Origin of the sequence: Seleniivibrio woodruffii (genome assembly GCF_029267515.1) — a bacterium.
In the GTDB taxonomy this organism is placed as follows: Bacteria; Chrysiogenota; Deferribacteres; order Deferribacterales; family Geovibrionaceae; genus Seleniivibrio; species Seleniivibrio woodruffii_A.
Map to the genome: position 1 here is coordinate 95566 of NZ_JAJUIS010000001.1, position 14220 is coordinate 109785.

Here is a 14220-nt window from a genome sequence, read left to right on the forward strand (position 1 = left end):
TTAGTCTTTCTATGTATTACATGCAATGAATTTTCACTTAACGACAATATCCATATTGATTGATCCCGTTATATGATATAGTTGCATCATTATTATGTTTCAAGGAGAATATGAATGGCAGATTTCCAGAAAAAAATCGATTCGGGTGCATTCGGAGCGGTGACTGTGGTGGCGGTTGTGGTGATAGTTTTCCTGGCTTTCACATCTTTCACAACCATAAGCGCGGGCTCAAGGGGTGTACTGCTCACATTCGGCAAGCCTTCCGATAAAGTTTTAGGAGAAGGTATTCACTTTAAGATACCCATGGTACAGACAATCGTGAAAATCGACACCAAAATCAAAAAAGGCGAAATAGACACCGGAGCGGCATCAAAAGACCTTCAGGATGTCACGGCAACCATCGCGGTCAACTTTCATGCAGATCCGGAACGCGTTAATACGCTCTACCAGACTATCGGGCTTGACTACGCATCGAGAGTTATTGACCCTTCTGTCCGCGAGGTCATGAAAGCCGTCATCGCACGTTACACAGCAGGCGAACTCATTACCCAGCGAGAGGATGTCAAAAACAACATCAAAGCCCAGCTTAGGGAACGTCTGATTGCTTTTAACGTGATTCTGGATGATTTCTCGATAGTAAATTTCAGCTTCTCAAAAGGCTTCACAGATGCCATCGAAGCGAAACAGACAGCAGAACAGCTCGCCATAAAAGCTCAAAGAGATCTTGAAAGAATTAAGATTGAAGCTGAGCAGAAGATAGCTCAGGCGCAGGCTGAAGCTGAATCACTGAGACTTCAGAAGACAAACGTCACTCAGGAGCTTATCAAGCTGAGAGAGATTGAGATGCAAACCAAGGCTATTGAAAAGTGGAACGGTCAGCTCCCCACATACACAGGCGGGGCAATGCCATTTCTGAATCTTTCCGCACCCAAATAATACCCACAGCGCCGCCGGACGGCAGCAACTTTCCGGCGGCTCACTTTAATAAAAAAGCTGAACCTCGCGCCCCTTTATAGTGAGACACCCCTCCTTCGTCATCTGCTTTATGACCCGTGAAAGGTTCTCCGGCGTACTGCCGAGAAGCACCGCCAGCTCACACCTTGGCACAGGCAGTCTGAAATTTTTTCTGTGCTCTCTTCCCGCATACTGCTCCAGGTACGCGCAAAGCCTCTCCCGCGTGCCGTTGAGGGCATGGGATTCTATCAGCCCCACGAGGTGAATCATATCCGTTGCGCACCTCTGCAACTGTGTTTCCAGAAGCTCGCTGTCAGCCATAATCAGCCGCTTTATGCACTCGCGTTCCACAACAAGAAGCTCCGAGCGTTCCAGCGTCATAGCACCGAACAGGCTTTTTGTCACCACCACGGCAGAATCGGTAAGTTCGCCGGGGAATATATATTTAATGGTTATCTCCTTGCCGTCCTCGCGCACCCTGTTCAGACGAACAAGCCCGCTCACGAGATAACAGCAGTGCGCCGAAGGTTCCCCCTGAGCAAAAAGCACCTCCTGCCTGCCGCAGCGCACAAGACTGCTGCCGCCCATGACAGCGTCTGCAAGTGATTTTGAATATTTCCTGAACCGGAGCTTCACAAAATCGTCAACCGCATCTTTTTTTCCGGAAATCTTAACACCTGTCAATGAATCCCACCTCATTAAATGATACTAAAAATCAATATCAACTAAACCCGATTTTTTGTCAATATAAAACATACTAATAAGTATGATTATGGAGGTCATGATGAAGAGACTGCTGCCGGCGGCAATGGTGCTGCTAATGGCATCAACGGCATCCGCTGACAAGGACAGCATGATGCAGGACACTATCTATTTCGACACTGTTAAGGTGACGGACAGCGCCGTTTCAGAGGGACAGAATATGAAAACCTCAAGCGCAACGGTTCAGGAGAAGCGGAAAAGCAACAACGTTGCGGATTTCATCGCAAAGGATCCTGAGATAAGCCTTAAAAGGAGAACCGCGTTCGGCGACAGCGGTGATATCCTCACCATCAGGGGGCAGAGCGGTCAGCGTATAATGCTTAACCTTGACGGTCGTAACCTCAACTCCACCGGGGTTAACGGCGGAAACTTTATCGATTTTAACACCATCCCGCTGGACAACATCGAAAAGATTGAGATAATCAAAGGCGGGAGCAGCGCCGAATACGGTAACAATGCCATCGGCGGCGTCATAAACGCCTACACAAAACGCCCCTCAGCCGACCCCTCACTCTCCTTTTACGGCACAATGGGCGGATGGAACGCCAATGACGATTTCATGAACATCAGAGGCAGCTATTCCCAGAAATTCGGCAATCTTGGTATCAGCCTCGGAGTGAGCCGTCAGGAAGCTGACGAATACCTCTGGAACAGTGACTATCGCTCAACCCACGTCGCGCCGAAAATTTACCTTACAACTCCGTGGAAGGGTGAACTTATCGCCGGATACGACTACACCAAGACGCGCAGAGGTCTTATAAAAAACAACCGCGTTTCGCAGGATCCCGATTCAGACGGATGGAACCAGACAATTAATCCCGACGCACCCCTCTCACTCGGCGAGGTATTCTCAGGCGGCGCGGGCGGCAAAGCCATGTCAAACATAGGCGAAGGCGCGCACTATAACGTTGAGAAAAAACTCTACAGCGCTTCGTATACCCAGCCGATAGGCAACAGTATGATGTTTGAACTGTCCGCTTATAAAAACCACGAGGACAGATTGGACACCAACTACTCCGACGGCACAGGCGGCGTGGCAAAGGGGGAAGTTGTTCTGGACAGAGAGGTCGAGGTTGACAGAAGCTACGGCTATAAAGCGAAAATGGACGCTGAGTTCGGCGACCACACCCTCATATTCGGCGCGGAACAGAAGAACCTGCGCGGCGGCGAGATAGACGTTAAATACGTTGCCGCAAGCTGGAAAGGCAGCATAGCAAGCTCCGATTCCGACCATAAAATAGACAACACGGGCGTTTTCCTGTCAGATTCGTGGAAATTCAGCGACAGGCTGACATTCGACATAGGTATGCGCTTCGACGACTATGAAGCAAGCCAGATGAAAAGCGGAAGCAGAGTCAAATACGACGACAGCAAACTCACGCCAAAGCTGGGCGCAACCTATGCGGTCACTCAGTCCGACAAGGTTGCGATGTACGTTTACCAAAGCTACAGAACACCTGTTGCAAACGAGATGAACCACTATATCGACGGGCTCAGCTATTCCGTACTCGCGGACAAAGACCTCAAGGCTGAAACAGCCAACGCAATAGACCTTGTGTACAAACACGCCATCGGTTCAAAGGGTTTTGCCAGAGTGTCCGCATTCTACTATGACATAGACGACTACATCCTCTTCGGCAGCAAACCGGACGGCACAAGCGGACGCATAGCCTACAACATCGACAACGCCAAATTCACAGGCGTCAGCACCGACGGAAGATACGATATCACCTCAAAACTCAGCCTCAACGCAGGACTCGCATGGCAGAAGACTGAAAAAGAGGGCGACCCTGTTTCGGGCGAATACGCAGACTATTCCGACGACAAAGTTGACTATATCCCCGACTGGAAAGGCGTTGCAGGTGCAAGCTGGAAATTTTCCGATAAATTCACGCTGGATGCTTCTCTGAACTATGTCGGAGAGCGCTCGTATTTCTATTACGGGAAATCCCGCGAGCTTGACCCCTACACAACAGTTGACGCGGGACTTTCATACGCAATGAACGAACACGCAACACTTGAAGTTTACGCGGAAAACCTGCTGAACAGAACCATTGAAGAACAGTACGGCTACCCCACCGCCGGACTTATACTCGGCGCAAGCGTAAAGCTGGTGTTCTGATGAAAAATATGCAAAATTCCGAACAGCAGTGGGACAAAAAGGCTCTCACATACCCCAGATATAACCCTTCGGAAGATACTTTCGAAGCAAGAACAATCCGCACCCTCGAAAAGGAGGGTGTGGATTTCACAGGAAAAAGAGTGCTCGATATCGGATGCGGAAGCGGCAAATTCACACTCGTAACCGCTAAAAAAGCGGCGTCGGTTTTAGGAACAGACATTTCCTCCCAAATGCTCCGTATTCTCCATGAAGACGCCGAAAAAGAGGGGGCGGATAATCTCCGCTCTCTCAAATGCACCTTCGACGAGTTCCCCGATACGGGTGAAAGGTTTGATATCGCTTTCGCATCCGTGACGCCCGCAGTTCGCACTGAAGAACATTTCAGAAAAGTTACGGATATTGCGGACAGAGTGGTGTACATAGGCTGGGCGGGCAGAAAGGAATCGGAAATGCTTTATGCCCTGCACAGGGAATGTGGTTCCACCCCGAAAGAGTTCAACGACGTTCCCGTGCTGAAAGAGTGGCTTGAAGGAGAGGGCATCGCATATAAGGTTATCCCCGTTGAGGAGACGTGGATCCGTACCTATCCAAGAGGGCGCGCGGAAGCGCTCTGCATGGAGATATTCCACGGTGAACCCTCTCAGACCTGCATAAACGCCGTCTCGAAACTGCTTGACAGCATAGCGGACGAAGACGGCAGAATAACCGACAGGATGCACGTCAGAATGGAGATAATAATATGGTAAGGCTGCTGACTATACTTGCCCTGTCCGTGTGTTTCGCAACTGCGCACGCGGACGTGACCATAACCGACATGATAGGCAGGAAGGTAAAACTTCCTGCCAAAAAAATTGAACGCATCATACCCCTCGCCAGCAGTATGAGCTTCGTTTCGTTTCTCAATGCGCAGAACCTTGTCGTCGGCGTTGAAAAAACCGACAGGATGAACCACGTCAAACGCACCTACGTCTATGTCAATAAGCCTGTGACCGATAAGCTCCCCGTCATAGGCGAAGGCGGCGCGGCGCGCAGACCTAACATGGAAGCGATGATAGCCCTGAAACCGGACATCGTCTTCACCATCACAGCGGACGCCTCCGAAGCCGACCTGCTCCAGCGCAAACTGCGCGTGCCGGTGGTGGTTCTCAGCTACGGCTACACCGGAGTTGAGCTTGAGACCGTTTACAAATCTCTGCGCCTCACAGGACAGATACTCGGAAAGACCGATCGCGCACAGCAGCTCATTTCTTATGTTGAAGGACTGAAAAAAGAGCTGTCCTACAGACCGGAAAAGCCCGCCAAGGCATACATAGGTGCAGTTTCCTATAAAGGCATACGCGGCATAGACAGTACGGAGGCTAACTTTCTTCCGTTCCGTCTGGCTGGCATAGCAAACTCCGCGGATGCCGCAGGACGCAAGGGACACCTGTTTCTTGAAAAGGAATTCGTCGTGATGCTCAATCCGCCGCTGGTGTTCATAGACAGCGCGGGATTTGCAACGGCTTCACAGCAGGCGGCAAAAAATCCTGAGCTTTATAAGCGCCTCTCCGCGTTTAAAACCGGAAACGCGTACCTTATTCCTGCAAATACATTCTATTATATAAACATAGATCTGATGCTGTCCAATGCCTTCTTCATGGCGAAAACCGCATATCCTGAACGCTATAAAACCCTCGACCCGGAAAAAAAGGCGGGCGAGATAGTTAAGGCGTTCACAGGGCAGAACGTTTTCGATGTGATAAAAAAGGATTCCGGCGGATACAAGCGCATCTCACTTGCGCCTGACGGATTCCGAACTGAGGATATAAAATGGTAAGCCGGCTTATTTTCTGGACGGTGCTCTGTGCTCTGCTCGTTATTTTTACACTTTCGGGACTCAAACACGGAGCGGTCGAGCACACATGGGCTGAGACCGCCTCTGCTCTTTTCGGCGGCGGGAACGACGAAGACCTTAAATATTTCATATGGCATCTGCGCCTGCCCCGCATAGCCGCCGCGCTGGCTGTGGGCGGCGCTCTGTCCGTCAGCGGCGTGATTTTGCAGAACATACTGAATAACCCCCTCGCGTCCTCCTTCACCCTTGGACTTTCGCAGGGTGCTGCGTTCGGTGCAACCTTTTCAATCATAATGCTGGGTGCTGGTTCCACCATATTTACAGGGCTGGGCAGCGTTGCCCTCGGCGCGTTCGCAGGCTCTGTTATTTCCGCACTTATTATCCTGCTCTTCTCTTTCGTGCGCGGTATGACGCCGCAGGGGCTTATCCTTGCGGGCGTGGCTATGTCCGCGTTTTTCAGTGCCTGCACGATGCTGATGCAGTTCTTTTCCACCGACACACAGCTTGCGGCGGCAGTATTCTGGACGTTCGGCGACCTAGGAAAGGGCGGCTGGAGCGAAGCGATAACCGTGATATGTGTCACCGTCGCCGGATTGCTGTTCTCTCTTAGGCTTAGCTGGAGCTATAACGCTATACAATGGGGCGAACTCTCCGCATCGGGGCTGGGTGTAGAGGTGAAAAAGATACGCATAGCCTCCCTTGCGGCAACATCCGTAATGGCGGCGTTCGCAACTGCATATTACGGGGTGATAGGTTTCGTCGGACTCATCGCACCCCACATGGTGCGGCTCATCTTCCGCCATTCAGGGCACGGGTTTCTGATTCCGGCTTCCGCAGTTCTGGGCGGAGTATTCCTTTTGGGCGCAGACCTCATGGGTCAGCTCATGTTCTATCCCGTATCGCTCCCCGTCGGCGTCATAACCGCCTTTGCAGGTGTGCCGATGTTCCTTTTTCTGCTTCTCAGGAGGTCTATGAAACATGCTAACCGCTGAAAATCTTACGTTTCAACTTAAAAACGGCAGAAAGATACTTGAAGAGGTGTCATTCACCCTTGGCGCAGGGGAACTCTGCGCTGTAATAGGTCCCAACGGCGCAGGTAAATCCACACTGATGAAGATAACCTGCGGCATACACAAACCCACAGCGGGAGAGGTAACGGTCAGAAACAAAAAGATATCCGGCATGAAACGTCCTGAAATAGCGAGACACATAGCCTACCTCCCGCAGTTCACCCACGCGGTGCCTTGCAGTGTGTATGATTCAGTGCTTCTTGGTCGCAAGCCCCACATAAGCTGGCACCCCGCACAGCACGACAGGGATATAACCGACAGCGTCATGGAGGATATGGGTATCGCCTGTATGCGTGAAAAATGTGTTACGGAACTTTCGGGCGGCGAGTTTCAGAAAACGCTCATTGCCCGCGCTCTGGTTCAGCAGGCGGAGATACTTATGCTGGACGAACCTATCAACCATCTTGATGTCAAAAATCAGTTGGATATCATGGATACGGTTTCAGAGATAACAAAACGCGGAAGGCTCGCGACGCTGGTTGTGATGCACGACCTGAATCTTGCCATGCGGTATGCCGACACTGTGATGCTGATGAACGACGGAAAGATAATCTACCACGGGTGCAGGGACGGGCTTACAGACGAGGCTCTCACCGAGGCATACAGAACAGATATAAGCATCCGTCAGGTGGAGGGAAAATACGCCGTAATATTTTAGAGCACTTAACGAAATTAATGACGTAGTTTAAAGAGTATGAGATCGCTTCGGGCATTATTCGACAACTAAATTGAATATGGACTCATACAGCCTTCGGCTAGTTAGCCCTCGCGAAGACGGAGAAAGATTACGTCTCTGCGAACCCTTTAAGGGTGAAGCAGTCTCGTTACTTATCAGTTTTTTTCGGTTTGCAGAGCTTCTCTTTTTTATTGGACTGCGCACCGCATTTTGAACATTCAAAGTCTTTGTCTTTATCTTTTTTCGGCTTCTCGCCGCATTTTTTGCTCATAGCTTCGCCTTCAGGGAATAAAGTTTGTCGTTATTTTCTATAAGATAGTCCTGATAGTTCAGTTTGTCTTTAGTTCCTTTCACTTTTACATACTCAGAACCTTTCTGCATCCAGACCTTCTGGTTGTCACGCATGTTAAGGTCAAGGATATTGAACAGAAAATTCCTGCCCTCTTTCTTTGTAACCTCGAAAAACAGCTCAACCCGTCTGTCCATGTTGCGTTCCATCCAGTCCGCAGTGCTGAAAAACACCCTCTTTTTTCCGCCGGCATGGAAATAAATTATTCTGGGGTGTTCAAGAAACCTGCCTACAATGCTGCGAACCCTGATATTCTCCGTAACGCCCTTTATGCCCGCCATTATGCCGCAGATACCCCGTACGATAAGTTCTATCTTAACACCTGCGCACGAGGCCTCTATCAGCTTATCCATGAGAGTTCTGTCGATGATGGCATTGACCTTTACTATCATCCTTGCCTCTTTGCCCGCTTTGGCAAAAGCAATCTCTTCGTCGATAAGTTCCATAACCTTGGGTTTTATGTATTTCGGCGCGAGATAAAATCTGTTCCATGTGCCTATGTCAGTGTAACCCATAAGGAAATTAAACATTGCCGCGCTGTCTTTGCCCACGTCGTCATCCGCGGTGATATAGTCGATATCGGTATAGATGCCCGCAGTGAACTCGTTGAAGTTGCCGGTTGACATGTGGGAATAGCGCACAACGTGCCCGCTCTCCCTGCGCACTATCATAAGGTTTTTCGCATGTATTTTCAGCCCGGCTATGCCGTATGTGACGATGCAGCCAGCCTCTTCCAGCATATTCGCCCAGTCAACGTTCCGCTCCTCATCAAAGCGCGCCTTCAGCTCTATAACCACACTGACGTGTTTTCCGTTCTTGACAGCTTTTATCAGGCTTTCAAGGATAGTCGAGTTTTTGTTCGCCCTGTAGAGGGTCATTTTTATAGCCATTACATCCGGATCGGCAGCGGCGGCGGCAACCATACGGGACACCAGACCAAAATCATGAAACGGGCGGTACATTATGATATCCTGCTTCTTTATCTGCTCGAAAATGTTTGCCGTGCCGTCGATGTGCTCCGGCAGAACAGGCTTGAACGGCGGATAGCACAGATCCGGGCGCTCCCCTGTTACAGAAAACAGGGAGGTCATATCTATTATTTCGTCAATGATATATACGTCGTTATGTGAAAAGTGCAGATGCGCCGCCATGTGGTCAAGTATCTCCTGCGGCAGACGGCTGTCCGTCTCCACGCGGCAGATACCGCCTTTTTTTCTCGATTTCAGAAAGTTCTGAATTGAGATGAGCAGGTCGTCCGATTCCTCTTCGTCCAGAGTGAGGTCGGCATTCCTTGTCACCCGCAGAAGGTAGCTGTCCAGCACCTCATAGTCGGGGTAAACGATATTTAGATATTTCGTAAGTATATCTTCCGTAAAAAGAAAATAGGTCTTATCCAGCTTGACGCGGAATATCCTGCGCAGGTTTTCCGGCAGAATTATTATGGAGTGGTGCACAACGCCTTCCTTTTTGATAAGCACATAAAGACACAGGCGCAGGTTATGTATGAACGGCATGGGATTATTCGAAGAAAGGGTAACTGGGGAGATAACGGGATAAATCTCCTCGTTGAATATCGCCTCAGTGATATCGTCCAGGTTTGCCGTAAGGGTGGGGGCAATCATAATGCCCTCTTTTTCGAGGTCTTTTTTCAGCCCGCCGAATATCTCCTGCCGCAGACTGGTCAGTTCGTGCGCCTTCGCGCTGATGTGTTCAAGCTGTTCTTCCGGTGTGCTGCCGGACGCATCCAGCTTTGTATAGCCCGCCTCTATCTGGTCGCGCAGACCTCCCACGCGTATCATGAAAAATTCGTCGAGGTTGGATGAGAAAATGGCAAGAAATTTAAGCCTTTCCAGAAGCGGAACGGACGAGTCCACCGCCTCCATCATCACCCGCCTGTTAAATTCAAGCCAGCTAAGTTCTCTGTTTATATACGGACTGACACTCATTTTACACCTTATCTATTCGTAAAGTATTCTTGTTTCAAGTTCTATGGGTATACCGAACGTGTCGGTGAATATTTTGCTCTTTTCGCTGAACGCATGTTTCTCAAGGAATGCCATGCTTCTGCATTTCGCCTTTATAACAACCTTCCCTGTCTGGATGTCCACATCGAAATCCTGAACAATGTTCATGTGGGACGCGTCCATTGAATCGGCTATTCTGAGGATGCTCACCAGTTTCTTTATGAGGAGCTGTTTTTCTATGGGAAAATAGTGATATTTCTGCTCGAACCATTTATCCACGTCGCCGTTGTGCATCAGCACAAGGTAGGAAACCAGCTTTACCCTGTCCCGTGGAAGCCCCGGTATCTGCAGCGACTGCACCAGATAGTATGAGTGCTGATTATGCTTCACCGAATCGATGTAATACCCCACGTCGGAAAGCACCGCAGCCGCCTCAAGGATAAATTTCTCCGTCCTGCCCAGCGAGTGCAGAGGTTTCAGCGCATCAAACAGTTTCATTGAGAACCGGACAGTGGTGTCTGCATGATCCCTGTCCATATTGAACCGCTCGCCCAGAGCATACACGGTGTTGCGAACACGGTTGAAAAATCCCCTGTCGCGCACTGTCTTGGTATAGAAAAGACTTAGCATGTGAGGGAACGACAGCCTTGAAAACCGCACATGGTCTGTCCCGATGAAGTCCATCAGTTTCAGATAGGTCACGAGGGTTGGCACAAGCACACTCGCTTCGTCTTTTCGGATGTTCATCACGGACTGTATGTTGTCACGCGGAAGCTGTTTGACACGGTCGTAAAGCTCCTCAAGCTGTTTTCTGGAAAGCATGTTTCTTTTCGGATGAAATATGTTCAGAAGAACGTTGAGCGACGAACCGGCACTGACAAAATATTTCAGTTTGCAGCCGGCAGGCAGGGCGCTCTTCATTGAATAGCACATTTTTTCAACGTACTGCTCATACGCCTTGTACCTTATACGGGCGGGAATGTCGCCGAAGATTCGGCGCAGTCTCAGCGAACCGTAGGGCAGAGCACCTGAATAAACGTTCTGCTCGTCTTTCAGAATAGCCATGGCAATGTTTCCGCTGGATATGTTTGCCAGCAGAACACCCGCCTTCTCATAGTCGTCAAAATCTTCTATGTCATTTTTAACGCTTACAAATTTTATATATATTTCGTCAGAAGGCTGTATAACCTCAAGCTCAAGCCCGGTCTCCTGCCGTATGTGGTTTATGAAGAACGCCTGATTGCCCGCCTCCCGCACGCCGCTGGTGCACACGGCAACGTAGTTCTTCTTAACGCCGTATTCGTCCATCTTGGTTTTGAACTTTTTCAGTATGTCCGTGGCTGCATACACGCTTTCCAGCGATATATAGCCTTTTGTAAAGGTGTCGCGTCCCAGCCTGAACGGTTTTATCAGGTATTCCAGAGTCCGTTCCTCGCCGTTCAGATATTCGCTAATGTGCATTCGAAAGGCGCTGGCGCCTATGTTGATGGCAGCAAAGATTCCGTTCTTCATACCAGCCTTACGGGGAGTTTAAGCAGCTTAACAAGCATATCCCGGTTTCGTTCAAAGTCTTTTATCTCAAGCGTTATATCCTTGTCGGATATCGGTTTTATGTCTATAGATGCAGCCGTAACTGTCACTTCTATCCTGTCTATAAGACCTTTATGGGTTCTGTCCAGTGCGATGGCAAGTCTGAGCAGTGCCGCAAGTTTTTCAACCCTGAGCTGCATCTCAGGCGAAAGGAAGATGAACTCGTCATGGGCTGTTTTCGGCATACTCTTTCTGTGGTATCTGGCTATACTGGCGATAGCTTCTATCTCGTCGTGGGTGTACCCCACAAGTTCCGAATGCTTTATCATATAGTAAGAGTGCTTATGATGTTTCGAATAGGCTATATGCTTGCCTATATCCCGCAGCAGAGCCGCCGCCTCAAGGAGCGCCCAGTCACGCTCGGCAAGACCCATACGGTCTTTCAGTCCCTCAAAAAGCATTTTCGCCAGCTTTTCAACCTGAAAGGCGCCCGCCTCGTCAAAATCGAACTTGTTGCCTATCTCAATGAGCCGCGAATACCGCACCCCGTCCATGCTGTTCTGGAAAGGAAGTTCTATGCCCATTTTGTTTATGGTATCTATCGTAAGCCCCGCGCGCAATCCGCCCGTCAGGGTGTAAAATCCGTCTATCCCCGTCTCCTCAAGTATCATGTCCGTCTGAACCGCTGCGGCAAGGATAATATCCGCCCTTTTCTCCTCCATGCCCTCAATCTTTATGCGCTCCTCCGTGGTCTTAACACGTATGTCGCTGATAAATTTTTTCAGATATTTCCGCTCTACGTATTTTACAAAGCTGTCGCGCAGGGTTTTATCCTTATAATGACAGATGTAACCTACGTTGTTCATTGAACCGCCGGTGCATATGACCATCTCAAGTCCTTTGCCCAGCTTCATTTTATCAATATAGTCCGCAATGTGCGCCTTCATGGCGAGTATCTGCGCCGAAGTCGGCGGGTCGCCCTCAAGAAACTCGCGGGTAAGCCTGTTGCACCCCAAAGGAAGACTTTTCGCTTTTTCAACGCTACCGTTCTTCACCACTGTATATTCAGCGCTTCCGCCGCCGATGTCCGTTATGAGGGCATGGCGGTCCTTCAGCTCAAAGTTGGCACTCGCTGCGAGATATGTCAGCCGCGCTTCCTCCTGCCCGCTGATAACCTCTATTTTGATGCCGCACTCCTGCTCTATAATGTTAAGTGTCTCCCCCAGATTATCCGCCTCGCGGAATGCCGCCGTGGCGATGGCGCGGATGGTTCTGCACCCTTTGCTCTCGGCAAGACGCCTCACATTATTCAGTGTATCCACAAGGGTTTCTATGGTTTCTTTCGGGAAATAGCCAAGTGTATAGATGGCGTCGCCGAGGCGTATCATCTCTTTGTAATCTTCAAGGACTCGGTAGCTTTTGTCCTTTACCTCAGAAATCTGGAGGCGGAGCGAGTTGCTGCCTATATCGGCAACAGCCACCCTTACGCTGTCATTTGATGCCATCAGTGCTCCTAGGTAAGACTGCTTCGGGCATATGCCCGCGCAGAGACCGATATGGGTTTCGTCTTCGCGAGCATATGCCCGAAGCGATCCCGCATTTTATTACAAGTATATCAAATTCCGAGGGATTTTTTAACCCGTTTCCTGTCTTTGCGGAATATTCTGATAAGTTCCGCTGCGGTCTCCCGTTCCTGCGCCTTTTTAAGCGTCAGCACGGCAAGGATATATCCGCAGGCGGTGAGCACCTTTGCATCCTCTTCGGTGTTCAGCCGCTCCTGCATGTGAGCGCACTGCACGGAAAGGTCGTTGTATCTGCCAAGACTGTCCTGAAGCGCACGCAAACGTGTCAGAACGTCCGCCGTATTATCCTCTTTTATAAACAACGAAAAGAACTCTATACAGTAGCGCAGCTTTTTAAAAGCTATCCTCACCGCATGTATCTTTTCATCGGAAGTTTCCGCGTCCACTCCTTCCGTTATTCCGTCCGCAAGACAGAATATCTTCGTAAGCGCCCTTTTGCCAGCCCGTTTTGTATTCACAAAACCCCTGCGCCCGATGTGTGCGCGGGAGTTTATCAGCCTTTCCCAGACGGAAAGCCCTTCAGCATACTCCTCAGATGTCAGAAAGTTCCTAAGTTTTTCATAGCTTTCGTCCCGCTCCCGTCTGAAATGCTCCATAACAGGATTAAGCGAGCTCTTCATTTCTTCGGGCAGTATCTCACCGTAACCCTCAAGCTCTTCAAGATACACGTCCATATCCCTCGCCCTTCCGGTGTAGCCGCCGAGTGTGCGGAAAAAGTTTTTGCACTTCGCCTCTTCCGTATCCTCATACACGCCTTTCAGCATGGACATCGCCGAACGGGTTCTGCGCACGGAAACGCGGAAATCGTGAAGGAACTCAGCATCATATCCGTTTATTATGCCGTCGGTGTTCAGCCGCATGATTTTTATCAGCTCGCCGTAAACAGTGCCCATGGAATCAAAAAGCACCGCACTGCCGTCAGCCGGACACTGTACCCGCGTGGTGTAGTTTATCATCGGGTCGCCAAGGCGTTTGGCATAAGACATCAGCCCCTCGCCGAAACTTTTCAGTTCATCCATACAGAAATGAAACACGAAATCGTCCTGCGGTTCGTCTGTGTGTATAATATATGAATCAGGCAGCGCGTATATGTGTCCCTTTATGCCGTCGGCATCGAACGAGTGAACAGGAACAGACAGCGACATTTTTTCGAACAGTCTGCGCTTTTCCCGATATTCCCCGCTGTCTCCGGACACATCAGAGCTTCCGTCGAAGAATACTGTTCCGCCGCCGCAGTCATAAAGCACCCGTCCGCCGCGCACCAGAAGCCATTCGAAAGTATCGTACACATTGACTGTCAGCTCTTTATTTTTTCTGTATCTGAGTCTGTATTTTCTGTCAGAGGCAGGTTTAACATCAGAGGTATAATAAGGCAT

12 protein-coding genes are annotated in these 14220 nt (G+C 49.9%); 6 read left to right on the top strand and 6 right to left on the bottom strand.

The genetic code is table 11. The features are described from left to right. The first annotated feature begins 114 nt into the window (after nucleotides 1-114). Complete coding sequence (locus Q7P67_RS00490) at nucleotides 115-936, top strand: prohibitin family protein (protein ID WP_303849619.1); 822 nt, start codon at nucleotides 115-117, stop codon at nucleotides 934-936. Between the two features lie 45 nt (nucleotides 937-981). Here Q7P67_RS00490 and Q7P67_RS00495 read toward each other — a convergent pair whose 3' ends face one another. Further along, nucleotides 982-1638 (bottom strand): Crp/Fnr family transcriptional regulator, encoded by a 657-nt coding sequence (locus Q7P67_RS00495; RefSeq protein WP_303849621.1) that lies wholly within the window; start codon nucleotides 1636-1638, stop codon nucleotides 982-984. Nucleotides 1639-1738: 100 nt separating this feature from the next. Between Q7P67_RS00495 and Q7P67_RS00500 the strand changes: the two genes are divergently transcribed. Genes Q7P67_RS00500 through Q7P67_RS00520 form a run of 5 tightly spaced genes read left to right on the top strand, consistent with a single transcriptional unit; the run spans nucleotide 1739 to nucleotide 7400 of the window. Further along, nucleotides 1739-3838 carry a TonB-dependent siderophore receptor gene (locus Q7P67_RS00500; protein ID WP_303849623.1) on the top strand — a complete coding sequence of 700 codons (2100 nt, stop codon included), beginning with the start codon at nucleotides 1739-1741 and terminating at the stop codon, nucleotides 3836-3838. Continuing rightward, the gene (locus Q7P67_RS00505) at nucleotides 3838-4584 is read left to right on the top strand and encodes a bifunctional 2-polyprenyl-6-hydroxyphenol methylase/3-demethylubiquinol 3-O-methyltransferase UbiG (protein WP_303849625.1); all 747 of its coding nucleotides are present in this window, start codon (nucleotides 3838-3840) and stop codon (nucleotides 4582-4584) included. The genes Q7P67_RS00500 and Q7P67_RS00505 overlap by 1 nt, the downstream gene beginning before the upstream one ends. Then, on the top strand, nucleotides 4578-5654 hold the full coding sequence (locus tag Q7P67_RS00510; protein WP_303849627.1) for an ABC transporter substrate-binding protein: 1077 nt from the start codon (nucleotides 4578-4580) through the stop codon (nucleotides 5652-5654). Before Q7P67_RS00505 ends, Q7P67_RS00510 begins: the two co-directional genes overlap by 7 nt. Further along, nucleotides 5648-6664, top strand: a complete 1017-nt coding sequence (locus Q7P67_RS00515) for an iron ABC transporter permease (protein WP_303849629.1) — start codon at nucleotides 5648-5650, stop codon at nucleotides 6662-6664. The genes Q7P67_RS00510 and Q7P67_RS00515 overlap by 7 nt, the downstream gene beginning before the upstream one ends. Further along, complete coding sequence (locus Q7P67_RS00520) at nucleotides 6651-7400, top strand: ABC transporter ATP-binding protein (protein WP_303849631.1); 750 nt, start codon at nucleotides 6651-6653, stop codon at nucleotides 7398-7400. Before Q7P67_RS00515 ends, Q7P67_RS00520 begins: the two co-directional genes overlap by 14 nt. A 166-nt stretch (nucleotides 7401-7566) precedes the next feature. Here the strand turns inward: Q7P67_RS00520 and Q7P67_RS00525 are convergent, their stop codons facing one another. The 5 genes from Q7P67_RS00525 to Q7P67_RS00545 all read right to left on the bottom strand — a co-directional run bounded on the left by Q7P67_RS00525 (nucleotide 7567) and on the right by Q7P67_RS00545 (nucleotide 14220). Continuing rightward, complete coding sequence (locus tag Q7P67_RS00525) at nucleotides 7567-7689, bottom strand: hypothetical protein (protein ID WP_303849632.1); 123 nt, start codon at nucleotides 7687-7689, stop codon at nucleotides 7567-7569. Further along, a complete protein-coding gene (gene ppk1, locus Q7P67_RS00530) occupies nucleotides 7686-9713 on the bottom strand; it encodes a polyphosphate kinase 1 (RefSeq protein WP_303849634.1) in 2028 nt (675 codons plus the stop codon). Before ppk1 ends, Q7P67_RS00525 begins: the two co-directional genes overlap by 4 nt. A 12-nt stretch (nucleotides 9714-9725) precedes the next feature. Then, entirely contained in the window at nucleotides 9726-11243 is a 1518-nt protein-coding gene (locus Q7P67_RS00535; protein ID WP_303849636.1) for a hypothetical protein, read from the bottom strand. Next, on the bottom strand, nucleotides 11240-12766 hold the full coding sequence (locus Q7P67_RS00540) for a Ppx/GppA phosphatase family protein (RefSeq protein WP_303849639.1): 1527 nt from the start codon (nucleotides 12764-12766) through the stop codon (nucleotides 11240-11242). Before Q7P67_RS00540 ends, Q7P67_RS00535 begins: the two co-directional genes overlap by 4 nt. A gap of 110 nt (nucleotides 12767-12876) precedes the next feature. Next, a complete protein-coding gene (locus Q7P67_RS00545; RefSeq protein ID WP_303849641.1) occupies nucleotides 12877-14220 on the bottom strand; it encodes a CHAD domain-containing protein in 1344 nt (447 codons plus the stop codon).

Excerpts from the sequence above, each read along its gene's own strand:
- Q7P67_RS00515 (WP_303849629.1), top strand. The coding sequence starts at position 5,648 with ATGGTAAGCCGGCTTATTTTCTGGACGGTGCTCTGTGCTCTGCTCGTT.
- Q7P67_RS00500 (WP_303849623.1), top strand. The coding sequence starts at position 1,739 with ATGAAGAGACTGCTGCCGGCGGCAATGGTGCTGCTAATGGCATCAACG.
- Q7P67_RS00525 (WP_303849632.1), bottom strand. The coding sequence starts at position 7,689 with ATGAGCAAAAAATGCGGCGAGAAGCCGAAAAAAGATAAAGACAAAGAC.
- Q7P67_RS00490 (WP_303849619.1), top strand. The coding sequence starts at position 115 with ATGGCAGATTTCCAGAAAAAAATCGATTCGGGTGCATTCGGAGCGGTG.
- ppk1 (WP_303849634.1), bottom strand. The coding sequence starts at position 9,713 with ATGAGTGTCAGTCCGTATATAAACAGAGAACTTAGCTGGCTTGAATTT.
- Q7P67_RS00520 (WP_303849631.1), top strand. The coding sequence starts at position 6,651 with ATGCTAACCGCTGAAAATCTTACGTTTCAACTTAAAAACGGCAGAAAG.
- Q7P67_RS00510 (WP_303849627.1), top strand. The coding sequence starts at position 4,578 with ATGGTAAGGCTGCTGACTATACTTGCCCTGTCCGTGTGTTTCGCAACT.
- Q7P67_RS00535 (WP_303849636.1), bottom strand. The coding sequence starts at position 11,243 with ATGAAGAACGGAATCTTTGCTGCCATCAACATAGGCGCCAGCGCCTTT.
- Q7P67_RS00540 (WP_303849639.1), bottom strand. The coding sequence starts at position 12,766 with ATGGCATCAAATGACAGCGTAAGGGTGGCTGTTGCCGATATAGGCAGC.
- Q7P67_RS00505 (WP_303849625.1), top strand. The coding sequence starts at position 3,838 with ATGAAAAATATGCAAAATTCCGAACAGCAGTGGGACAAAAAGGCTCTC.
- Q7P67_RS00545 (WP_303849641.1), bottom strand. The coding sequence starts at position 14,220 with ATGCCTTATTATACCTCTGATGTTAAACCTGCCTCTGACAGAAAATAC.